The 25055-nt window shown below is 39.2% G+C and carries 11 protein-coding genes; 1 reads left to right on the plus strand and 10 read right to left on the minus strand.

Translation table 11 applies throughout. From position 1 onward, the window contains the following. Positions 1-20 precede the first annotated feature (20 nt). The 3 genes from BHF68_RS10390 to BHF68_RS10400 all read right to left on the minus strand — a co-directional run bounded on the left by BHF68_RS10390 (position 21) and on the right by BHF68_RS10400 (position 7361). Positions 21-1496, minus strand: a complete 1476-nt coding sequence (locus BHF68_RS10390; RefSeq protein WP_069643581.1) for a CAP domain-containing protein — start codon at positions 1494-1496, stop codon at positions 21-23. A gap of 122 nt (positions 1497-1618) precedes the next feature. Next, positions 1619-6616, minus strand: coding sequence for a DUF7601 domain-containing protein (locus BHF68_RS10395; protein WP_069643582.1), 4998 nt, complete (start codon positions 6614-6616; stop codon positions 1619-1621). Between the two features lie 31 nt (positions 6617-6647). Then, entirely contained in the window at positions 6648-7361 is a 714-nt protein-coding gene (locus BHF68_RS10400) for a class D sortase (RefSeq protein WP_084019370.1), read from the minus strand. Positions 7362-7559: 198 nt separating this feature from the next. On the opposite strand from BHF68_RS10400, the gene BHF68_RS10405 reads away from it, so the two are divergent. Next, positions 7560-8729 carry a response regulator gene (locus BHF68_RS10405; RefSeq protein ID WP_069643584.1) on the plus strand — a complete coding sequence of 390 codons (1170 nt, stop codon included), beginning with the start codon at positions 7560-7562 and terminating at the stop codon, positions 8727-8729. Between the two features lie 108 nt (positions 8730-8837). On the opposite strand, the gene BHF68_RS10410 is transcribed toward BHF68_RS10405, so the two are convergent. The 7 genes from BHF68_RS10410 to BHF68_RS10440 form a co-directional block, all read right to left on the minus strand. Further along, a complete protein-coding gene (locus BHF68_RS10410) occupies positions 8838-11906 on the minus strand; it encodes a hybrid sensor histidine kinase/response regulator (protein ID WP_069643585.1) in 3069 nt (1022 codons plus the stop codon). Positions 11907-12201: 295 nt separating this feature from the next. After that, on the minus strand, positions 12202-18657 hold the full coding sequence (locus tag BHF68_RS10415) for a DUF8202 domain-containing protein (protein ID WP_069643586.1): 6456 nt from the start codon (positions 18655-18657) through the stop codon (positions 12202-12204). Between the two features lie 303 nt (positions 18658-18960). Further along, on the minus strand, positions 18961-19542 hold the full coding sequence (locus tag BHF68_RS10420) for a hypothetical protein (RefSeq protein ID WP_069643587.1): 582 nt from the start codon (positions 19540-19542) through the stop codon (positions 18961-18963). Positions 19543-19773: 231 nt separating this feature from the next. Continuing rightward, positions 19774-20223 (minus strand): hypothetical protein, encoded by a 450-nt coding sequence (locus BHF68_RS10425; protein WP_069643588.1) that lies wholly within the window; start codon positions 20221-20223, stop codon positions 19774-19776. 175 nt (positions 20224-20398) lie between these two features. Next, on the minus strand, positions 20399-21484 hold the full coding sequence (locus BHF68_RS10430; RefSeq protein WP_069643589.1) for a 6-phosphofructokinase: 1086 nt from the start codon (positions 21482-21484) through the stop codon (positions 20399-20401). A gap of 46 nt (positions 21485-21530) precedes the next feature. After that, entirely contained in the window at positions 21531-23339 is a 1809-nt protein-coding gene (locus BHF68_RS10435; protein ID WP_069643590.1) for a DNA topoisomerase III, read from the minus strand. A 13-nt stretch (positions 23340-23352) separates the two neighbouring features. Further along, complete coding sequence (locus BHF68_RS10440) at positions 23353-25035, minus strand: Na/Pi cotransporter family protein (protein ID WP_069643591.1); 1683 nt, start codon at positions 25033-25035, stop codon at positions 23353-23355. Positions 25036-25055: the final 20 nt, after the last annotated feature.

Consider the following 25055-nt stretch of genomic DNA (forward strand, 5'->3'; position numbering starts at 1 on the left):
CTAGATAACTGCCACCATGATCATGGTGTAAAAAAGTTCTGTGTGAAATAAACTTTATACTCTCCTCCAAAGCTCACTCCTACACCTAAATAAGTCTGTTGAGAAAGCATATTCACTCTGTGACCAGCAGAATTCATCCATTGCGCATGAGCCCGAATTGCATCTTCTCCACCAGCAGCTAAATTTTCTGCTACGCTATGGAAAGCAATACCAGCATTTTGCATTCGATTTACAAAGGTCTCACCAGATTGATTCGTATGATCGAAATAACCCCTTTGCATCATGTCCCTACTATGATTTCTTGCAACATCTGCGGCTTGATTACTCCACGTCATAGTAGTTAATCCCCGCTTAACCCTTGTAGCATTTAGCAAATCTAATACTTGCAGTTCAAAAGCTTTAGCCAAATCACTACTACCAGAACTATATATGCCTGAAAGTGTCTCTCTGCTTTTTTTGTCTAGTAAAAGTATCGCTTCTACTTTATCATTATCGAACAGGTCATAATAAACATAGATATAATATTGCTCACTAATCAAATATACATCTCGGTCGTTAGCAGTTTCCGCATATTTGGTGTTATCAATTAGAATACCATCTAAAGGCTCCCCTAAAATAGACCTCACCTTTACTCGATTGGACTGATGGTCTAACCCTAGTCCTCTCCATGGCAAAACATTACTTGTAAGAGCAACAATCCTGTTATCCTTAACCCCAGCCTGAAGATATTGTTGATAGTTATTATTATAAATATACCAATCGAAATCATATTGACTAGCATCAATGCGATTTGGATTTCCTCTTAAGGCTATTAAATCATTAAGTGGGTCCCCGATTGCTATTCCTTGAATATTTATAACATCATCTCGTTGTTTGGCTATTGCACCCTTTTCTATCAGCTTATCCTTTAAAGTAAAAGTCGTGCCTTTTTGCAAAGTATCTAAGGCATAATAGGAGAAAGAAACCATATCATCCCGTAAAAACGTTCTTGAAGTAGCCCGTTCGGCATCTATTCCAGGAATTGAGTTGATCTCTACTAATTTGTCAACTGCTAGATTCCATTGAAAATCTCCTAAACTGTCACTGTATCCTAATGCACGTAAAACAAAAGTCCCATATTGAGCCGCCGTCATCAGATCCGACGATGCAAATCGGTCAGCACTTACCCCTCTTGTCAGACCCTTCTTGTAAAGGTAACCGATATAATCATTAGCCCAACCAGGCACGTCGACGAACGGGTGAGCGTATTTCCTATTCAGTGCGTATTGTTCATCTCCTAATAATCTTACTAACATAACTGAACCTTCAACTCGAGATAACGAGCGTTCCAATTCAAATCCTTGGTCACTACCCCTAAGGATTCCTAGCTTTTGTAATTCTTCTGCTTTAGTTTGATTGTATATTGTTGTTGAGAATGCAGGCTGTCCAAATGTTATTGAGATTAAAGATATAATTAGCAATACATATAATACTCCTTGCCATCTTATACTTTTCATGGATAACACCTACTTTAAATTTTTTTGTTGCTATACTTGTAATTATATCAATATTACCCTTGACAATATAGTATTTATAGCATGTGTTTTCCCAGAAAAAAAGAGCCTTTCGGCTCGATTATTTAAAACTGTTTTATATCTATTCGTTCTTTTCGTTTTATTAAGACAAGAGAGAAAACTGCAAACACGATAAGCAGAAGTCCTAGTGTTGGTAATATAGCTCTCGATTCTCCCGTCTTAGGTAGTACATATATACCTTCATATTCAATTACAGGAGCATCAACTCTAGCTATGTTATTAGAAGCGTCTAGAACGACCATACTACTAATAACAACCTCCGTGTTTGTTCCTGGCAATACCGCTTTAATCGTATATTCACCTAATGGAAGGTTATCAGTAGAGTAATAACCTGGTACCCCGTCTTTTGTTGTTGTTACGGTAGTTGCCACTAACTCTCCTACTGAACTATAAACATTGATAACTACCCCATCAATCCCTATCTCATTATCGTCAATTACTCCATCTTGATTTAAATCAAGCCAGATTAAACCTTCTATCTGAGCACTAGGTGTCTCTGGTTGTGGTGGAGTCTCTATGCTACCTTCTGGAACCGTTTGTGCTGGTTCCTCTGGTACTACCGATGGATCAAGCGGTTGTTCTTGTGTAGGTACGTTCGGTTCTGGTGGCTCTTGCTCTGGCGGTTGTACTTGCTCTGGTACAATCGGCTCAGGCTCTACTGGCTGTGGTGGCTGGACAAATCCACCGCCTCCTCCGCTGAACACATTTCTAGTGTTAGTGAAAGTTACTGTAATAGTTTGGTCAGCAACTATGGTGCCAGTTTCATTGCTTTTTGTCGTGCTATATCCTTCTGCTGAGTAATCTGCCTCTGATACCGCAAAACTCAAACCTTCTAGCAAGTCTGGAATTGTAATTCCTTCTCCGCCCCGAAGTATTACGTCAGCAATTTCATCAGTGAAAGTCAGACTTCCACTTGCTTTACCACCTGATCCTACATAGGCGTAATCTCCGTCTGCCAAACCAGAAATGGTAATCTCGAATTCAAATTCTTTCGTCGCGCTTGCTGCATTGCCTGCTAGATTCTTATTAATTTCTAGGCTACCTGTATTCCTTGTATTTGTAAAAGAAACCGTTTGTGTTGCGTCAGCAACTATGGTGCCAGTTTCATTACTTTTTGTCGTGCTATATCCTTCTGCTGAATAGTCTGCTTCTGACACGGTATAACTCAAACCTTCTAGCAGATCTGAAATTATTATTCCTTCTCCACCCCTAAGTATTACTTCAGCAATTTCATTAGTGAAAGTCAGACTTCCACTTGCTTTGCCACCTGATCCTACATAGGCGTAGTCACCGTCTACCAAACCAGAAATGGTAATCTCAAATTCAAAGTCTTTCGTCGTGCTTGCTGCATTACCTGCAAGGTTCTTTTTAATTTCTAGGCTACCTGTATTCCTTGTGTTTGTAAAAGAAACCGTTTGCGTTGCGTCAGCAACTATGGTACCAGTTTCATTGCTCTTTGTCGTGCTATATCCATCGGCTGAGTAATCTGCTTCTGATACCTCATAATCAAGGTCTTTCGGTAAATTCAAAATTGTAATTCCTTCTCCACCTTTGAGCGTAAAAGTAGCTTTCTCACCCGCGAAAGTTAAATTACCATTTGCTTTTCCGCCTGAACCTACGTACGCGTAAGTGTCGTCTGCTAAACCAGTAACAGTGATTTCGAAGTCAAATTCTTTTGTGGTACTTGCAGCGTTGCCTGCTAGATTTTTTTGTATCTCTATACTACCAACAGTTCCAGTTAAATAGTTAGTGACTGTAATTTTATTGCTATCTGAGCCAGTGCTGCCATCAATTGAAGCCATCGGTGTATTATCTGAATTAACAACCACTGTATATTCGTCAGCAATCAAATTATATCCTGCTGGAGCCGATACCTCTTTCAATATATACGTTCCCACAGGCAACCCGCGTAGGAAGAGCTTCCCATTAGAGTCAGTTGTTCCAGAGCGAAGTACTGTCTGGCCACTAGCATTTAGCATCTCAAATACTGCCCCAGCAAGTGGGTCACTATTCCCATCTAGTTTCGTTATCTCAACCCAGCCACTTTTGTTCATTGTTGCAGTGACATCTGCAGAAGAAACTGTGTAATTCTCTTCAATAGCGCTAGGTGTTGCACTACTATTTGTTAATCTTACTGAGTTAGTTAATGTCGTCCCACTATTTCCAGTAATATCTGTCTTGTAGGTTAACCTATAAGCTTTTGCTGTATCAGGTATATCAAATGAAAGTATACGCGTTGCATTATCGTAATGAATATTACCTCCAAGTGTCAGTGGAACAACAGCTCCATCGGAATAACTGCCATTAGCGTTTAGGTTTAATTCAATTGCACTAATGTTATTATCAGTTATGTCCACAACACCGTCAGCATCTGTCCGTAATTCCATTCCGACTGGTATGGTATCTTCAATTATTGTCCCTGGAAACTCTATACCATATGGCTTGTATTCGACTGTCCATGTCAGTGTTCCATCACTGACCGTTGGAGAGTCCTTACTCAAAATTGTGCTGTTAATAGTCACATTCTGAGTTGCCGTCGTACTAGTGATTCCATTTTCTGCAGATAGACTTACGTTATTAGTTACCGTCGTATTCTTATTATCATTGAAAAACCCTTCTACAGTTTGGCTAGTTGGTTGAGCTTTCAATAAGATTACATATGGATTGTCGAGAGACGAAAAGGTAAAGGTTGCTTCTCCTGGCGTTGAAAAATCATCACTTATAAAGGAGAGATTACTAGGCACGCCGCCAGCATCAATATTGCCATTACTATGGCCTGTTCCTTCATATATCAAGAAATTCTTCCCTGTCTCAATTTCGATAAACTCCCAACCTGCTGGAAGTGTATCGGTCACCGTTATTGCTCCAAGGGTAGTACCTGGCACTGCTGTAATACCATTAGTTGCACCACCAGCAATATCATTCGCATTAATATGGAGACGGAACACAACTGTTTTGTCAATATAATTAAATCCACTACTGTTTCCTGCTGCATTAGTATTTTTGTTGCCATCAGGGTCACTAGCATTCGCCACCGTCAGCATATCTTTACTTAACATATGTGACCTTGCCTGAACATTAGCAGTCCTTGAATTTAATAGTTGATTAGCACTGAACAAACTAGCTGTGTTGTAGATAGTTGTATTGCCATTGGCGGCTGCATATATATCTGGATTTGTCACTATCGTGTCATAAGTAAAGGTCTTACTTGTTGATGCATCAATTTCAGCACCTCCACCTCCAGTTACTACGAGCAAATCTGCAACATCATTTCCAAGTTCATCTTGCAAGGTGTATACTACCACTTCTAATCCATCAGAAGTAGCGAAACTACCACTTCTATACTTTTGATTATATCGAGGGGTAAGGTTGGCAATATTACCTGCAGTAACATGTTTTAGACCAGCCCCCTCATTCCCGACTACAGTGTATGTAGCATTGACATCAAATCCACTAGAACCATAAACCAATAAATCTAATACACGCAAATTTACTGCGACATCCGATTGTCCTACAGTTACAGTCCATGGAATAGTGTGAGTTGACTGGTTGTAAGTGCCTGCACTTTTCGAAATAGGATTTTGCCCTATGCCTACTGAAACGTTACCAGTGCCGATTCCATTGCCTGGCCCACTATAACCAGCCCAGCTAATACTTGCCTGATTATTGATTGTCTGTACCGTGTGTCCTATGTTATAGTCATCTGTGTCAACTACAGCCGTAATTTTTAATTGGATCGGAGTGCTAATATTACCGAAATCATACTCCCCTCCTGCAGGGACAGAACTCCAAGTTCCAGCAGATACCCAATCAGCACCATCCCATGTGAAACCCTCAGCGGAATCAAAAATCAATTTACTATCCAGCACATCAGTAATTACAACATCATTAAGCGATGCACCTAAATTATTCGCCGTGATTACCCATGTCAATTCCGCTGTATTCGCAACATAGTTGACATTAATATCAGTAGCTTCTTTGTTAATCCACTCTATATTAAAACTAACACTGCCACTTCCTGACCACTTTTCTTCAACGCCATCAAATACTCTAGCAGTATTCGTAATTGTCTTATTACCGTTATCATAGAATACGTCATCGCCAATTTGGGTTCTAAAGAAAATATAACGTGTTCCTACATTACCAGCAGGAAAAACATACGATAAGTTTCCATCATCCAAAACTTCTCCATCTAGAACTGCCGTAGCATCATTATAATTTGCGCTCTCACCGATTCTAAAGCTATCCTCAACATATGTTCCCACATTGGTTAAAACATCAGAAAAACGATAACCATCTAAATCATAATCGTCATCTCCTTGCTTTGCAGTCACCTCTACTATCCAATCAATAAACTGACCATCACGTTCACCTGATTTACTACCTGTAATTTCAACAGGTAGTGGTGGAATATTAACTGTGAACTCTTTACCTAATAATTGAACAAAATGATCACCAACTGAATCATTTCCACCTGAGCCATCATAAGCTAATGTTGCGTTAAAGGTGCATATAACCGTATTCCATGTTCCATCATAAACCTCATCATCACCATCAAAGTCGATAGTTACTGTACTTGTTCTTGTTACAGGATCAGTTGTAAGTGACAGAGTTCCGATAGTTACGCCTCCAAACTCCAAACTAAAGGGACCTGCCCCAGATGTTAATGTAAATCCTAAAGCAAGTTGGAATGAAACCGAGTCTCCTTTAACTATCTGATCTCCATCACTTATTTCTGCAGTATCAACATCTCCTTGGACTGGCACACGAAAGGATACTACTACATTCACAGGATCTCCACTGTCAAGTGTCTCCCCCTCTTCTATAACAGTCCCATTCTGTTGAACAGTGCTTTCGAAGTCCATCAATTTATCATAGACCCCTGTACCACTAGAATAGACAGAATGCTGAAACGTCGGCACAAAACTAGAAAACATCATCAGCATAATAATCAATGTTGCCACATAACGATGCTTGTTTCTATACTGACGCCTTGCCTTTTCTCTCATAACCCTTGATAATACTTTGTATCTACTAATCAATTTTTCTCACCTCTTCTATCTCTTCTACTTTCTATAACATTGTTGCTTTAATAATTAATCGATAGGGAGCATCCCTAACCAACGGTTCACAAGTGATTAGAGTTAAGATTGCGTGTTCAGTAGAATCTTGTAGTACGAACAGATCGGTTGGCTCTACAATAAGAATGTCTGAGACTACATAGGAGTACACATTATCTAATGTCTCTATCTCAATCGAGTCGTCAATCTTCAATTCTCCTAATCTATTAAATTGGTGCCCATAGGTTAAACTTCGGTGACCTGCCAGAACAAAGTTACCCTTGCCAGGTGCTCGACCCTTGACAACAGTTCCTACCCCAAGTGACAGAGCACGCTCACTGGTACCTGGAATAATTACTCCTTGGTAGTCAATCTTAGGGATCCTCAATAAACCTTTAACTTGCTGGCCATTGATTTCTTGTATCAGTTGTTGCAAATCCTTCTCGACGTCCTCGTCCTGTGCTGAAGTGGACTCCAATTCTTCAGGCTGCTCAGTTAAATCTATCACACCTGAAATCGGGAGCACTTCTTCCCAAAGCTCATCGTCTTGCTCTACTGAATATGCTTCGACTTTGTTTTTCCAGTCATCTACCATTCCTTTCTGTTTTTTCTGAGTAATCCACGCATCGATATCGGGGCTAAGGATAAAGAGTAATCCAACAATCAATAATCCATATAACAATACCTTTATCATTTTTTTATGTGACTGAATTTGTTTCTCCCCCATTCGCTCGACAGATTAGACCTATTATAATAAAGTAATCTGACAAAAATCTGACAAAGCTCGTTGGAATACTCATAGAAAAAATGCTTCAAATTATTGACAACTACAAAACAGATATTTTATTATTTATTAACAATACATTCAGTGCTTACGATTTGTTTTCTGCTGATATATTTATGGGGAAGTGAGGAGAGCTGAGGAATGTTACAAACCATCATCATTGATGACGAAGAACTATCGTGCGCCCGACTAGAAAGACTATTGGCAGCTACGAACAAAGTGGAGATTGCAGGTGTGTTTTCTCTCCCGCAGCAGTTGTTGGAGCTATTGCAACAAGGTGAGAACAACAATGGGTTGAACCAGGTCAATGTTGCTTTTGTCGATATAGAAATGCCTGGATTAAATGGGCTGCAGTTAGTGCAATGTTTGAAACAAAAGATTCCTCAAGTTGAGGTTGTTTTTGTGACAGGCTACAGGGACTATGCGGTTGAAGCTTTTGAAGTTGAAGCACTTGATTATGTTTTAAAACCATTTACCAAACTTGATGTAGAAAGGGTTTTGAGGAAGATTACCGATAAAATTAACCTCCAGTCGGCGAAACTAAAGTATGCCACCCCTGAACTTATTGAGTGCCCGCTGAGAGTGCGTACTTTGGGAAGCTTTATCGTGCTAAGCGGTTACTCACCAACAAAAGCGGTAAAATTCCCCACAGCAAAAGTCGAAGAATTGTTCGCTTACTTACTGGTTCAAGAAGGGAAGCCTGTAGGTAAGTGGGAGTTGTGTGAGTTGCTCTGGTCTGACATGCCACCGAAAAATGCTAAGAGCAATTTGTATACGTCAATCTACAGAATGAAGAAGACGATTGAAAGTGAGAAGCTACCTTTCCAAATATCTAGCGATCAACATTCATGTTATCTGGAATTCGACCTAACACAACAGCTTGTGGATTATCAACAACTGAACAGTTTTGTAAAAACAGATGCGACTGTCAATGAACAGACTCTGACTAGCTTCGAAACAATGGAAGCATTGTTTGAAGGGAGTTTATTCTCAGATCGGTATTATTTATGGGATGCTGGTCTTCGTGAACAGATAAATGAAAATTATCAAATACTTGCCGATAAACTGCTTCATTATTACATAAGCAAAGGTGAAGATACGCAAACGATTCGACTTTTGAAAAAAAAGATTAGGTGGTTCCCACATGAAGAAAGGTATTACAGACTGTTAGTTGATATTTACGCAAAATTGAATGACAGGGCTTCAATTGTAAAGTTGCTCAGACAATATGAAAAAACGATGGTGGAAGAATTAGATTTACTTCCTTCTGAAGTCATGATTCAACTTTTTATAAAATATGTCTATAAATGAAAATTTGTGGATTGGGCGCGGCATACGGTTCTTCATTAACAGCAAAAAAGGGGGATATCCCCCCTACACTTTATACGCACTGTATTGTATAGCTTCTTAACCTCTTATCTAATAAATGAGCGGAAAATACATTGTAATGTTAGTTCCCTTGCCCTTCTTGCTATCAATAATCAATGAGCTATCCTCAATCATTTTTAACCGTTCATTAATATTATTTATTCCAATACCGTCACTAGAAAGATTATTGTTCAGACTTTCTTCTATCTTTTCATTGGACATCCCTATTCCATTATCCTTTATTTGAATTTTAATTTTATCCCCATGAAGACTTATCGAAAGTATAACTTCACCACCCTTATCCTTTTTTGAAATACCATGCAAAATCGCATTTTCAACTAAAGGCTCTATGATAAGCGGTAATATTTTGCAACTCATCAAGTGTTCATCTATAGATGTTTTTACCTTTAAACGATTGCCATATCGAACTTTCTCTATTTCAATGTATGCGTTTATTAGGTCTATTTCTTGTTCAACAGAAATCATCACATTACTATGGTCAAGGGTGAAAATAATACGCAAATATTTGCTGAAATTTGCTAATAGCTCTGCCGCTTTTTCCCCATCGACGTAACATAAAGATGTAATTGAATTTAAGGCATTATAGACAAAGTGAGGCTTGATTTGTGATTGTCTATATGCCATTTCATTTCTCATCGCATCAACATATAGCTGTTTCATCAATAGTAATGTTTGAACACGAGCCTTTAATTCTCCTGAATCATATGGTTTGATTATAAAGTCATTACCACCTACAGCTAAGCCTGCCGCGACATCCTCAGGACGACTCCGAACAGAGTTAAATAGGATAGGTAGCTCTAAAATAGAATAGTTTTCTCTAATCTTCCGGCATACATCATATCCTGACATTTTTGGTAACATTACATCTAGTAAAATTATATCTAGCTTATTGTTCTCTAGCAATTGCAAGGCTTCTTCCCCAGAGAAGGCTTCATATACTTCATATCCATCAGCTTTCAATAATGATGAATGTACTTCAACATTCAATTCTTCATCATCGACTACTAGCACTTTATAGTTCTTTGTTATTTTAGTTGAGTCTAATGAGCGTTTTTCTATTTCATCTCCATTAATTATCATCTTATGGGCTTCCTGAGCGGGCGAATCCTGTGTAGAAGGTGCCTGAAACTCCAATCGAAAACAAGTTCCCTTGCCTTCTTCAGACCACTCCAACGACAAAGCACCACCCATTAATTCCATTAGCTCCTTACTGATAGACAAACCGAGTCCTAACCCTTTACTTCCCATATTGCTCTCACCTTGCACATATGGTAGTAAGATATGTTCTTGTTCATGGAGGGGAATTCCTACTCCATTATCTTCAACATAGACAATAATTTTCTCCCCTTGTACCTCACTGCTGATTCGAATTATTCCTTGTGTCGTATTTTTTAAGCTATTGTTGACTAAGTTCGCTAACACTTGGAATACGCGATTTTCATCTGCCAATATACAGTGAGCATCTGCATTTATATTGACACTTAGTTGGTTGCCTTTTCGCACTAAAGAATGGTTGAAAATTTCTGAAATAATATTAACGATATTTCGAATATCTATTTTTGCCATGACAATATGTAAGTATCCTTCTTTAATCCGTGCAAAGTCTAGTATATCATTGACTAGATTAACTAACCGATACGATGTGGACTGTATTAATTCCAATCGCTCCTCTAAGTTAGGAGTAAGCTCATTCTTTTTATCTTGTAGTAGCGTCTCTGAAATGCTAATGATTCCGTGTAATGGAGTTATTAATTCATGAGATGTTCGAAATAAGAAATCGTCCTTCATTTTATCTGCTTTCTTTAGCTGTTTCGTCTGATCTTCCATTGTTAAGTATGCCCGAAAATAGTTGTATGCTAAGAAGATCGAAATCACTAAAGCTAGAAATAATGTCGCAGCTATGCCAAAATAATTATTATTTTTCATACTATAATAGTATAAAATCGCATCCAGGCACATTAAGCTAATTATTTGCAAAATAATGACTATAAAACGCATTTCATTCTTACTTAACTTACCGTAAAACCCTCGGCGCTCATGATAAAGCGCAATAATCCACGTTATAATTAAAAATGCAATAACTAACGGCATAATAAACGAAAAAGCTAAAAAATAATAATGTGTAGGAAGGATAATAATACTTAAACAATACCCTCCAAAGAGAATAATAGGAATGTAGAAAATTTTGCTATATTTCCATTCAGAAAGTACCGTTCGCATGTAATTCATTATAAATGGAATAACAATAAATGTTACTGCCATCTTAACCTTTAAATACAAATTAAAATTTACATCAGGAAACATTTGCACGAAAATGCTTTGGCCATACATAGAAATAAGTACTGAGAAAATAAGGAAAGCAGATCCTGCATAAAAATAATTCAAATCTCGGCGAGCCATCCAATATATTGAAATATAACATATCCCCAAAACTAGAAAGAATGCAGCTCCTGCTGTTTCTAAGAATATATTCCTCTTCGTCTTTAATAAAATATCTTGTGCATGACCAAAATAAATGGGTATTCCGATTCCACTTGATATATAGTCAAAGTTCGCTGCCTGAATAACAATTTCAACAGAATCTTGCTTTGGAGTAAAAATAGCTTGCTTTGGTATATTCTTCATTTCGTAGTCTTTTCTAGACGTACTAGGATGACCCGAAGCCAATACTTCAACTCCATCGACAAAGACTTTATAAGAATAACGGATGCCCATAACCTTTAATCCTAGCTGTTCATTCTCCTGTAAATTAATCACATTAAGTCGGTATGTTGCATATCCGAAAGGACTATTATTCCCAAACTCATCAAGAAAATGCCAGCCACTCGGCACATATTTGTATTCTTTGTTAAATGATTCTTGTATAGTAAAGTCTGTTGGCTCATACAACTTTCGTGGATAAAACTCCCAATATCCATTTAATTGGATTATCCCCTCCTGCTCCAAATTCCATCCACTTAAATCTAATGTTCCTCTTTCTGCTTGAGGTTGACCAGATTCGTCTATACTTATAAACATAGACAATACAAATATGACAAAAATACCAATTGATAATATAAAGTAGTAACTATTATTTTCCAACTTCTTTTGATGGTACATTTTATTCACCTCTTTATACCACTGTAAGCACTATAATTATGTTAATCGGCATTAAACAAATCATTGAAATGCTAAAAATTTTTATAGTGATAAATGCTTATAATCATTATAACAAATAATAACGTTTATACTATTGTAATGACAATACTTTTTCCAAATAAAAAAGGGTGTCTAAAATATGTCTATTGCTACAAACACCATGATATATAACCACTTTATTTGTACGCAATTTTCCATTACTTTTAGACTACCCTTAGATAAAAATTTGCATTTTATTATTCTGTTAAAATTTACTTTATTGCTCGATTAAAAAGTAATCACGAGACGCTTCTTCAATATCAATATACGCCCAGTGTGTTGTTTGAACATCTGTAAAGCTTGGTGTCATCACTCCTGAATAGGATGGACGCTCAAACATTAAATTGATTACTTTGACAGCCTCTGCACGAGTTAAATTATCGTTCGGTCGGAATTTCCCGTCTTCATATCCATTTACAATATTTTGCGACTTCACGGCAGCAATCTCCTTCACTGCCCAGTGTTCCGCAATATCTGGGAACGCTTTTGCACTTTCTGCTTCTGACAGTAATGCTAGTTGTTGATAACGAGCAATAACCGTTACCATTTCAGCTCGTGTAATTGGTGCTGATGGGTTAAATGCACCCGTTGCATCACCTAGCATGAAGCCTTCTTGCTTAACAAATGCAATGGCATTTGCCGCCCAATGCGATGAAGCTACATCTTTAAATGGATCATGCGTTACTTGTTGTGTGTCATCATAACGTAGGTTTCTCGCAACCATCGCTGCTATTTCAGCACGAGTTACAGCGTTCGCTGGTCTAAATGTTCCATCCTCGTACCCTTTAATATAGGCTCCAAAATAACTATCTTGCCAGCCTTCCATTTCAAGAATAGAGAATGTACTAAACTTCGTCACACCAAATTCTAATCCAAGTTGACCTTGCTTGTATTCTACAACTCTAGGAATTAATAACTCTTTATCTCCATCACTATGTTCTACGAAGATAATTAGTTTATTAAGGTATTCTTGACGCTCTTGTGCATTCGTTGGTAATTCCACATCACGTAATGGTAACGTTAATGTGACTGGGCGACTTTGTAAGTTAGTCTCAATTGTCATCGGACGAGCAACGACATTTACATCTCTTCCTCTAGCAACTGATTGGACAGACCGTTCTACCCTTGCACGCTCTTCTACCAATTGACGCTCTCCTACTTCTTTAACTGGCACTAAACGGAAGTATAAATCATTTGCTACTCCGTCAAGTGAACTGCTTGGAATTAAGATACGTACATTGTCAGTAAGCACCTCTAAGTTAACACTCTGTGCAGAAATTTCTTGTACAGATTGTAATTCAACATTTACTTCGACTTGCGAAACTTCATCGTTCGCATCTGGAATAACAATTCTTGCAATGTTTCTTTCTGAATTGACTGCAGTTTGTACAGCCTCTCTAGCTTGATCGACAGTTAATGATACACTATCATGCTTGGAGCCATTAGCTTGTGTCTCTCTTGAGATTGGAATTCTTGTTGCTACATCGCTTCCTGTAATACCATCTACTTCTACATCGACAGTAATTACTTCTGTTGCAGGTGTTGTTGTACCGTCATCATCTGTAGGAGGTACTGTACTACCACCATCATCTCCTGAACTATCGTCATCATCTGCTGGAGGTGCCGTGTATCCAGGTACCGTAATTTCTGTAATTGCTCCTGCTGGCGTATCTCCATCTTCTGCTACCCTTACTTCATATGTGCCTGGTGCTAGACCTGTAATTTCATTCGCTCCTGTTGGTACTGATACCCAGGCTCCACTTGGTTGTAGGCGGTATTCTAACGCATCACTTACACCCGTAATTTGACCATCATCATTCGCTGATGTTGTTGGGGCTACTGCAGTCAGCCCAGTTGGTGCTGCTGGTACTTCTGGCACTACTATTTCTGTAATTGCTCCTGCTGGCGTATCTCCATCTTCTGCTACCCTTACTTCATATGTGCCTGGTGCTAGACCTGTAATTTCATTCGCTCCTGTTGGTACTGATACCCAGGCTCCACTTGGTTGTAGGCGGTATTCTAACGCATCACTTACACCCGTAATTTGACCATCATCATTCGCTGATGTTGTTGGTGCTACTGCTGTTAAACCTGTTGGAGCTGCTGGTATTTCACTAACTTTTGCAAACGTGAAATACTGTAGTTCTGAACTGTCTACCGTTATCTCACCATGTTCATCCAATTTACGAGCAGATGTTGGATTAGCAAATGTTGTTCCATCTGTACTTGTCACTAAATAAATATCACCGAGATCTTCTGTTCCATCCAATTTCAATGTTACATCTGTATCTGTCCAATTCGTCTTCTCGACTTTATACACACGTTCCATTCGGTTCAATGGTGCACTTGTATCTGGTTCTTCAATCGTACTCACAATATAATTAGCGTCTTCACCATTATCACTAAACACGAAGAAAGATAAATCAGAGTCGATATTATTAGCATTCTCAGCATTTGTTGCTGCAATACTATCACCTAATGCAATCGTTACATTTGTACCGTTCGCTTGAGATTTCGATTGTTTTTGTAGCAATCCACTATCATCATCACGACCGATACCTGTAATGCGGTGTCCGTAGCCATCATTACTAGCCGATGTCCACATTGTAGTTGTACCGTTACTAGCAACATAGTTACTATCCAACGTAAGACCATATTTTAAAGCTAGATAACTGTTCACTCTTAGCTTTTCATCTGGATCAAGTTCACGACTGTAAACAATCACCTCAGAAATTAACCCATTGAATACGCTATTATGACCTGCTCCTATATAATAAGGAGTTATCCCCCCTGCACCCCCAAATTGCACTCCTGGTAATTCATCTCTTTCACCTATTTGAACACCATTTAAAGCTACAGTTAATTCATTAGTTGTTCTAACTACATTTAAAAGATCTGCGTTTCCTAAGCTAAAACCTGAATCAACACTAACTTTTTGAGTATCTTCATTCACAGATGCACCTAGAGAAACTCGAATTAAATCTGATCTAAATATATCAACTACTTGTTGAGCGTCTCCGCCTTCTCCACCAAAATTCCATGGGAACCCATTCATAGTTACCCCTTGCTTTGGTCCTTGAATCGAGAATACCTCTCGGGCAGTATCAGTTATATCAAAAGGAATTCGAGTATAGTATCTGCCAACTTCCATGCCACCATTGAAGTTAATCGCATCCGCTATAAAATCATTTTGGGCATCAATAGGATTCCAATTAACTGATCCGACTGAGTCATCTAATGAAGCTATTTGTGTACCGTCTCCCAAAACCTTATTGTTCTCAATATCTACCCATGAAATCAATCCTGTACTAACTCCACCTGGGTATGCTGACACTATTGGTGGTCCTGGTGGTCCTGACACTTGCTGCCACCTTAAATACGGATATCCATCATTCATATGACCAACCATACCCCAAATATCTATGAAATCCCATTCAGGTGTATAAGTACCTTGAATTTTCATATCATTTGTTGATGTTGGAATACCTTTACCTGTATCTTCTTGACCTGTTGTTTCTTCATCGTAGTAGCTATCATTTACCGTACCACCACTGTTGTCTCCGATTAATCCTCCGACATTCGTAGTTCCAGTAACTGATCCTGCCGCATACGTATTTGTTATCTCACCGTCGTCATTATATCCAATTAATCCTCCAATATTGCTATTACCTTCAACTGAACCTAGTGCATACGAATTCGTAATAGATCCCTCGTCATTCTCTCCAACTAATCCTCCGATATTATCCCAACCTAAAACTGAACCTGTAGCATACGATTCGGTAATCGTTCCTCCTACATTATGTCCGATTAACCCCCCTGCGTAATCTCTTCCAGGCGATCCTGCTGGAACTGTTGCAAACGACCTCAACACTGTTCCATTGTTATATCCGACTAAACCACCGATATAAGCCGCACCTTCAATGGCTCCATCTGGTTCACCTGTAACGCTACAATGAATAATCGTACCGCTATTCGATCCGACTAAACCACCTACTCTTAAGTTTCCTTCTACGCCATCCTCATCTAAAACGACATGGACATCGCTAAGGATACCTGCTTCACCGACTTGACCGAATAAACCTACACCACTTGTAGCAGCACTTCTGTCGATAAATAAACCTGTAATCGATTGACCATCTCCATTAAATGAGCCTTGGAATGGATCGTCTGAGTCTCCGATTGGATCCCATCCGTTTGGTGGATCTACATATTCTGAATCAGCTAAATCAATGTCATTCCCTAATTTAAAATGTTTATCCGCATGTTCTAATCCCAAATATTTACGTACATTATCTAAGTGTTCTGGTGTTGTAATGATCCACGGATCATCCGCTGTACCACTTCCACTTGCGAAATCAGAAGCTGTAACTTCAACTGTAAAGCTATCTAATTCCGTTCCATCATGTTTAATGGTAATTGTTCTAGTTCCTACTTCTGTTCCATAGAACGTTATTTGTCGTAGTGCTGCTTGAATCGCATCAAAATCAGCTGGATCTGTAGAAAGTGATAGTACCCCTGTTCCAGCATCATAGGATGAACTAACGCCAGTTACTGCGGGTACTGCTAATATATCTCCATCTTCAAAACCACCTGTTATTTCTACTGTAAAGTCTCCAAGCACCTCTCCATCTGTTCCTACAACCGATACACTAGGAGCAATTTGCTTTGCTTGCTCTCCTTGAACATAAGAAACATTAAATGCACGTGTAACACCGAAGCCATCTGTTGGTGTCACTCTTACATCCACATCTCCATGTAAATTTAACGAACCCGTTCCATATTCGACGATATAGCCTGAAACTTGATAAAAGTCAAAGTGTGCGATCCAACTACCGATATATCTACTCATTGCTATATCGCGCGCAAACACTTGAGGTTGCCCGAGCATCCAGTTGCTATATCTACTTTCAACAGGAGTTCCTGTAAGGTAATTCCCTGTGAAAAATTGGTCATTTTCTTCTGGACCTGTCTCCCAATGGAATGCTCCGTTACCAGCAGGCCAAACGGCACGGTTTTGGGCGCCAATCCAGCTAAATAACCCTGAGTCACCTAAAACATTAGCATTGATTACACGACTTGTAATAAACGCATTTTCAGCTGCTGAGGTAACTGTTGCTAAATAACCTTGTTCGCCTAATACTTGATTTCCTTCTGCTGCTGTTTTCGCAGTGTTCCAACTAAATGCCCAAAATCCTCCATATACTTCCTCATATAAATGCCCTGTGCCACGGAAATACTTTTTATCGCCGATACTTCTTAAGTCAATTGAGATTTTTACATCTCCTGCTGTATTAGAGCTATATTCGATTTGGCGTAACTCCGCTTGAATTGCAGCAAAAGCATCTGCTCCAGTAAAACCTGAACTGCTAATTTCATCACTTACAATCGTTAAAACTCCTGTTGACGAATTGTATGTTGAAGTTACATTTGCACCAGATGGAGCTGATAACGTATCTCCAGCAGTTGCATCAAACCCTTCTGCTATCCTAACTTCAAAGGTAATCCTTTCACCATCAGCAATATCATTCTTAATAGCAGGATCACCTGCAAGTACCACACCAGGTGCAACCAATTCTGAACCAGCCGCCGCAAACTCAATTGTTGTACCAGGTAAGTCTGTTAACCCCAGATCAGCAAAATCTGCAGTTACATCAACAGTAACCGTACCGTGTAAGTTTAACGGCGTATCACCGTATTCTACGATATAGGCAGAAGCATAATTGTAGGCTTCATAATATGTCCACCCTTGACCAAAGCTTACATTATGACGAATTAGAGAAAGATATTTCCCGTTAACCAATGGATGAGTAGGATACCAAGTGAGTGCTCCAATTTCAACCGAGTTACCCGTCTCAGGTCCAGTCTTCCAACGATAATCATGTGATATTAAATCCAGATTATCGTTTTCCGCACCTATCCACGCACTATTATACGTATGGAAATCGTCTGACCCTCCACCTGTACCAAGTACGTTTTGAACAATAAATTGTTGTTCATCACCAGAAGTAACTGTAGCTAAATAACCTGCTAGACCAATTACATTTTCTTCAGCTGCATCATCTCTTGCATCTTCCCAGCTAATTGCTCCATATAAATCTAGAGCACCAGTATACCCTTCATAAACTTCCTCATACAAATGCCCTGTTCCTGGAAAATACTTCTTACTCCCAATACTCTCCAAAGCAATCTCAATAGTTCTTTCGCCTTCTACTGGTACTGGATTCGTATTGTGATATGTAACTTCCTGTAAAGCCTCCTGAATCGCATTAAATGCATCTGTTCCAGTAAATCCACCACTAACTTCACTTGCGATTGTTAGTACTCCTGTTGCCCCGTCATACGTTGAAGTAACTCCGGCAACAGAAGGCTCAGACAACTCATCCCCCGCCGCAGCATTCGTAATCCTCACATTAAACGTAATTACATCACCGTCTGCAACATCATCGAAATCCACTCCTGATATTGCTGTTATCGTTGCATTAGGAGCAATTGCTACTGCACTTCCACCTGCCGCATATTCTGTAGAAGCTCCTGGCAGTCCTCCTAAGCCTGGATCTGCACCTGCCAATGCTACTGACGGAAAGGCTCCTGCAAGTAGTGACCAGAGCATGACAAAGACTAAAAATCTAGACAATCCTTTCCTCATGCTTTGCAATCTTTTTTGTTTCAACATTTTACACACTTCTCTCCCTTCATGTCTTCAATTTTTAATGTACAAGCTTCGCCTTCTTCGGTGTCCATAACTCAATATATCAAACTAGTCTGACAAAAATCTGACAATATCAATCTAAACTAATTTATACAGAATTTGAAGCAGCGTAACTTTGTTGACACTAACAAGGCGACATAAGCCTCAGGGAATATGATTTGAGGAGAAGTGATTAAACCAAGATAGATTTCTAACTAGGGGAGTTTGTTTTCAAAAATTGGGGAAAGGAGTTTGTTAAGCTGAATTACTATACAAGCCTTGCATCGGTTACATTCTTTTCGTATTGCTCTGAAGTTTTTTAAAGAATCCTACCATCCATAAAGTTAGTCCCACAAGTAGAAAGAAAAAACTAGCGTAAATACTAATCCACTTTAGCAAAGTAAATACAGGAGTGAGTTCGGCAATAATTGGTGTTGTCTTTGGATAGCGAGCCATTACAATTGATGCGCCAATATTTTCTAAGAAATCAAAGCCTACCCCCACAAATGGCAACAGATGGATACGACGCCAACGACTTTCTATAGATATTCTCTGATATACGAACGTTAGTGCAGCGATCAGGAATACTCCATATACGATTGGCCATATCACATCAAAGGTAAAGCGGGAGCTAATATAGTAGACTCTTCCTTGTTCGCCATAGGCTTCTGCAATCTCATAGAGAATGCTAGCTGTATAGTAAAAAGAAGTGTCAGGGGATGACTTTGTCCCTGTTACCTCATATGAGTGTTCAGCTACCTGAGGTAACACTAAAATCATAAATAACACAAATATAATGGCTACAGCTAAAAAAATCTTTACATTGATGTTTCGGTAGCACCATTCTGATATTTTTTTCATTTTGGTCATAATCGTATTCACCTTTCCTAGTTCGCACATACTTCCACACACTAATCTCTACTTTCAAAAGTCCTTTAAATTAAAGCTTAACTTTTAAGCTCTATATAAATATTCGCTATCCTTCAATCGTTTCCTTTCGATAATAAAACGTGTCCACAGTTTGCTATTAAAGCGACCGCAGACACGTTCTATTTTTCTTATTCAATTATTCCTTATATATTTCAGCTTTTATATTTCTCTTTACCAACCTCTTGCCTGCCCTCTCATTTGATTATATACAGGCTCACCTCTATGCTCACCTGTACTTAATTCTGCTGGATTTGCATTGGCTCTTGGTGCTGGTGCTTTCGTTAAGTTAGCTGTTATTTTTTCGCGAACGTCTTCAACTATACAAGTTTCTCCCATGTTTTCTGTTTTAAATTCTACTACTGCGTCAATAAGTGTGCTTTCGGAAACACCTTTTTGTTCAGCAATCTCTACCATTGAAAGCCCTTGACTACGAAATTGACGAGCTTCAAACGGGTCAATTGCTAGAAAGTCTGTAATGAAGTGTTTAGTAACTCCTTGCCCTAGTCCTTCGCCTGTCATGTTTTTCCCTACAGGTTCTGCTCCTGCTGCGAAGGCCGTACCTACTAATAGCATTGCACTTGCAGCCATCGCGATAACGATTTTTGTTGCCTTCTTTTTCATAATAAATCTCTCCTTTATTCATGAATTTTTCTTGCACTGTAACTGTACAGAAAAGATATCAAGAAATTATCAGAGAGATATTAAGAACATATCAAGAATTGTAAAATCCCAGCAAATATAGTGCAAATATTACCCTATCAACTATTCAATAGTTCTAGTAAAAGTTCATTAAACATCACCCGAAACAAATTCCCACAGATTCTGCAGCATGAACGAGTTCACCATCAGGATCCACTTTCTTAAGCTGACTAACTGCTGACTCTAGGGTTACACCTACGATGTCTGTGCCTTTTAGTGCTACCATTTGCCCAAATTTATCTTGTGCTACTAAATCAACACCACCGACTCCATAGCGTGTACTGAGAATGCGATCAAATGCCGTCGGTGATCCTCCTCGTTGCAAGTGACCTAGCACTGTGACACGTGTTTCCATACCTGTACACGCCTCAATCGCTTCGCCGATTTGATTACCAATTCCACCAAGACGGATAGAGTCGTGACTTTCTTTGACAACACGTTGAACCACCAGCTCACCGTCTTTAATCGTAGCTCCTTCAGCTACTACCACAATACTAAATTTCTTGCCTTTGCTTGCGCGCTCCTTAATTTTGGCACATGCGCCCTCAATGGTGAATGGTTTCTCTGGGATTAAAATCACGTCGGCTCCACCTGCAATTCCAGCGTGTAGGGCAATCCAGCCCGCATAGCGTCCCATAACCTCTAGTACCATTACACGGTGATGTGACTCAGCAGTTGTATGTAACTTATCTATGGCTTCAGATGCCGTTGTTAAGGCTGTATCAAAGCCAAAGGTCGTATCTGTAGCCGATAGGTCATTATCTATAGTTTTAGGTATACCTACTACAGGCAAACCTTTTTGGTAGAATTCATTGGCAATCGCCAAGCTACCATCTCCCCCTATAACTACGAGAGCGTCAACACCTAGCTCTTGAAGGTTGGCAATAGCTTGTTCAGAGACGTCTTTAAATACGAGTTCCCCGTTTTCTTTGACAGCGTAGCGAAACGGGTTATCACGGTTGGTTGTACCTAAGATAGTGCCTCCCCTATGAAGGATTCCCGAAACCTCTTGCTCTGTTAGCAACCTATATTCTTTTTTAATCATGCCTGCAAAACCATTGATAAATCCAACTACTTCATAGTTATATTGACGAATAGCTGTTTTTACTACAGCACGGATGACTGCGTTAAGACCTGGGCAGTCGCCACCACCAGTTAATACTCCGATACGTTTAATTTTCATAAGAACTATCCCCTTGTGTTTTACTTTATTGTTTTACTTTATTGGTTTACTTTATTGGTTTGCTCTTTTTGGCTTCTTGGACGATGTAGGCTGCGAAGCGATTGATGCTTTCCATAAAGCGCTCCGAGGAGAAGTTGCCCTTGGCCATTTTGTTTAATGCTCGCTCCCACTTACCTGTCATTTCTGGAGATTGTAGTTCCTGTGGGACTGCCTCTATAATCGCAATTCCTTTAGCAGTTGGTTGCAGAGATTTCTTGTTACGCTCTACATAACCTACTTGGATTAAGCGTTCGATGATAGATGCTCGTGTGGCAGGTGTACCTAAGCCACTGTCTTTTAATTGCTCCTTTAATTCTTCGTCTTCCACCTGTCTTCCAGCATTCTCCATGGCACTCAGTAGTGTGCTTTCAGTATAAGGTTTAGGCGGTTGTGTTTGCTTTGTTAATATTTCTGTATCTACAAACTGTACTGCGTTACCTTTCTTAAGTGCTGGGAGCTGCTGCTCACTATCAGAGTTTTTCTTTTCTACTGATTTATTGTACACATGCTTCCAACCAGCATCTACTATTACTTTACCCTTTGATTGGAAGGTATGGCTTTCTGTTTCTACTAATACAGTGGTTGTCTCAAATACATGGGGTGGATAGAATACAGAGATTAATCGCTTCGCAACTAATTCGTATATATTCTTTTCTTTATCGTTAAGCCGCTGTAGATTTGGTATACGCGGTGTCGGAATACAGGCATGATGGTCTGTGACCTTTTTGTCGTTGATGATTCTTGCTGTAAATTTCATCGTGCCTGTTATTGGTTCAATCCACTCATTGTAGGTGCTTTGCTTTAACTTTTGAATAGTATCTTTAACCGCTGGCTTCATATCCGTTGACAGATAGCGACTATCGGTACGAGGATATGTTATCAGCTTATGTTTTTCATAGAGCGCTTGGGCGATGTCTAGGGTTTGTTTTGCCGTATACCCAAAATATTTGTTCCCATCACGCTGTAGTTCTGTTAAGTCATAAAGCAGTGGAGGTGGTTGCTTTTTCTTCTCCTTCTTTAGTTCTGTAACTTTTCCTGTTGTTCCTTTGACTAGGTTAGCGATTTTCTCTGCTTCATCTTTTGAGCTTATTTTTGTGCTGTTCTCTTTTAAGGACAGGTCAATCCATGTTCCTTGAAAATCTTCATATATACTCTTTACTTCCCAATAATCTTCAGGTGTAAAATTTTCAATTTGCCGATCTCGCTCTACAAGCATGGCAAGGGTTGGGGTCTGCACTCTACCGACGCTATAAATCGTGTTGTTCTTAGTCGTGTAAGCCCTCGTGCCATTAATTCCTATCAGCCAATCAGCTTCACTACGACACCTCGCTGATTCATATAATGGGTCATAGTCCGTACCAGGTTTAAGCTGTGCAAATCCTTTCTTAATTGCTTCTTCTGTCATCGAGCTAATCCAAAGTCGTTTAAAAGGCTTATTGCATTTTGCTAAGTGATAAATATAGCGAAAAATCAGCTCACCCTCACGTCCAGCGTCTGTAGCACATACAAGCTCGTCCACATCTGGTCGTTGCATAAGATGCTTAACGATTTCAAGTTGTTTTTTTGTAGTCTTTACTGGCTTGAGTCGGAAGGATTCAGGGCAAATTGGTAGATGTCCCATATTCCAGCGTTTGAGCTTCACATCGTAATCCTCTGGATCACACAATGTTACTAGATGTCCAATTGCCCAGGAAATAATATGTTTTCCACCTTCTATATAGCCGTCCTTCGAAGTGCTTTTACCATTTATAATTGCTTTTGCAATATCCCTTGCGACGCTTGGCTTCTCTGCTATAATTAATGTTTTTTGTGTCATGTTAAATTCCTTCTTATTCGTCAATGTCTTCGGAGCTTTCTTTTGAGTCCGACTTATCACTTTCATGCGAATCCAACTTATCACTTTCATTTAATCCAATTATCGTTAAGTGGTTCGCAGATCTCCATAGATGATAGGCTAAGCGATCTAGCCAATGTATCGTCTGTACTATGACAATCGCGGAATCTATTGGAAACTCTGCGCCCTTCGCAGTTGATTTATATATTTCTTTTCTACCTTGCTTGCGAAGCTCTGCTATAGATTTAGACTCTATTTCCAATTGCTTTAAGCATTCATCTTCTATGACTAAATTCTCGCTATCTAGCTTTATACTCTCGTAAGTAGTTCGTAGTTTGTCTACTATGTTGTCTATTAGCTGAATTTCAGTTATTTTCTGCGGATTATAGTCTTCCTTCAGCAGATAAATAAGTCTATCTATATGGTCAACAGCATGGACTAATGCTACGTGAGCCTTATATTCTTGTTTGGAATGGCGCTGCATGTTTTCACTTGTTTTCAGTAAGAACATCCTTATTTCCGCAAGTGCTTGATTTAGTTTATCTAATTTCTTATGTCTACTATCCATTGTTAAAGCTTTCGAGCTATCCTTCGCTACAGTTGATAATGATAAGTCAACAATGTCACCCCATAGCCTTAAAAGAGCACGGCGTGCTGCCTCAATTGCTACAGGACCAACTTCCGCTACGCTATCATCAAGGTAACGGCTATAGTTGTCTGTATCCTTCTCGTCTGGGTAGACCCATTTAACTACTTTGGCAAACCACGGTAAGATGGCAACAATAATTAATACACCAATTACATTAAATACGGTGTGGAAAAGCGCAAGAATTACAGCTAAATCGGCGATTTGGAAAATAGAACTAATGAAAAACACAAATTGAATTAGCCATGGTAAAAATACGACAGCTAATAAGCCTGTTAGTAAATTGAAGGTGATATGCGCCATTGCGGTTTGTTTTGCAGCAATTGTACCACCAATAGTAGCTATAATTGCCTTAATAGTCGTCCCAACATTCTGACCAATTACTAGCACTGCCGCTTGATTGAAATCAATAACTCCTGTATGTAGAGCTGCTAAAGTGGTAACTACAGCTGCAGATGATGATTGCATAACGACTGTCATCACAATCCCAATAATCAGCAGTATCGGAATCACCCACCATTGATCTCCTGCAAAGCGTGTTAGATCGATATAGGTAGTAAAATCAGCCATACCATCCTGTAAAACTGCAATTCCAAGGAAAATAAGGCCAAAGCCCGCTAAAGCATATCCGTGTGGCCCTAAGCGGTTACTCGATAGTAATTTCATCAAAATTCCAACACCAATAACTGGCAAGGCAATAGCACTCATATTAATTTTAAATCCAATTACAGAAACAATCCAACCTGTACTCGTACCTCCTAGATTCGCTCCAATGATAACTCCCACAGACTGACTGAATGTAAGTAATCCCGCACTGACAAATCCAATAGTCATAAAGGTAGTGGCACTTGATGATTGAATAATTGCAGTCATAGTTGCCCCGGTCATTATGGAACGATATGTCCCACCGGTAAATTTACTTAGCATGTTTTTTAACGATTCTCCAGCAAGAGCTTTTAACCCTTCAGTCATAAGGTTCATCCCTAAGAGAAACAAACCTACTCCACCGAGAATCAATGCAAATGTTGTCATTCAATCACCTATTTCCTATT

It is taken from the genome of Desulfuribacillus alkaliarsenatis (genome assembly GCF_001730225.1).
Lineage (GTDB): Bacteria > Bacillota > Bacilli > Desulfuribacillales > Desulfuribacillaceae > Desulfuribacillus > Desulfuribacillus alkaliarsenatis.

Coding starts and splice junctions, on each gene's coding strand:
- BHF68_RS10440 (WP_069643591.1), bottom strand. CDS start 25,035: ATGACAACATTTGCATTGATTCTCGGTGGAGTAGGTTTGTTTCTCTTA.
- BHF68_RS10405 (WP_069643584.1), top strand. CDS start 7,560: ATGTTACAAACCATCATCATTGATGACGAAGAACTATCGTGCGCCCGA.
- BHF68_RS10425 (WP_069643588.1), bottom strand. CDS start 20,223: ATGAAAAAGAAGGCAACAAAAATCGTTATCGCGATGGCTGCAAGTGCA.
- BHF68_RS10435 (WP_069643590.1), bottom strand. CDS start 23,339: ATGACACAAAAAACATTAATTATAGCAGAGAAGCCAAGCGTCGCAAGG.
- BHF68_RS10400 (WP_084019370.1), bottom strand. CDS start 7,361: ATGGGGGAGAAACAAATTCAGTCACATAAAAAAATGATAAAGGTATTG.
- BHF68_RS10410 (WP_069643585.1), bottom strand. CDS start 11,906: ATGTACCATCAAAAGAAGTTGGAAAATAATAGTTACTACTTTATATTA.
- BHF68_RS10415 (WP_069643586.1), bottom strand. CDS start 18,657: ATGTTGAAACAAAAAAGATTGCAAAGCATGAGGAAAGGATTGTCTAGA.
- BHF68_RS10430 (WP_069643589.1), bottom strand. CDS start 21,484: ATGAAAATTAAACGTATCGGAGTATTAACTGGTGGTGGCGACTGCCCA.
- BHF68_RS10390 (WP_069643581.1), bottom strand. CDS start 1,496: ATGAAAAGTATAAGATGGCAAGGAGTATTATATGTATTGCTAATTATA.
- BHF68_RS10420 (WP_069643587.1), bottom strand. CDS start 19,542: ATGACCAAAATGAAAAAAATATCAGAATGGTGCTACCGAAACATCAAT.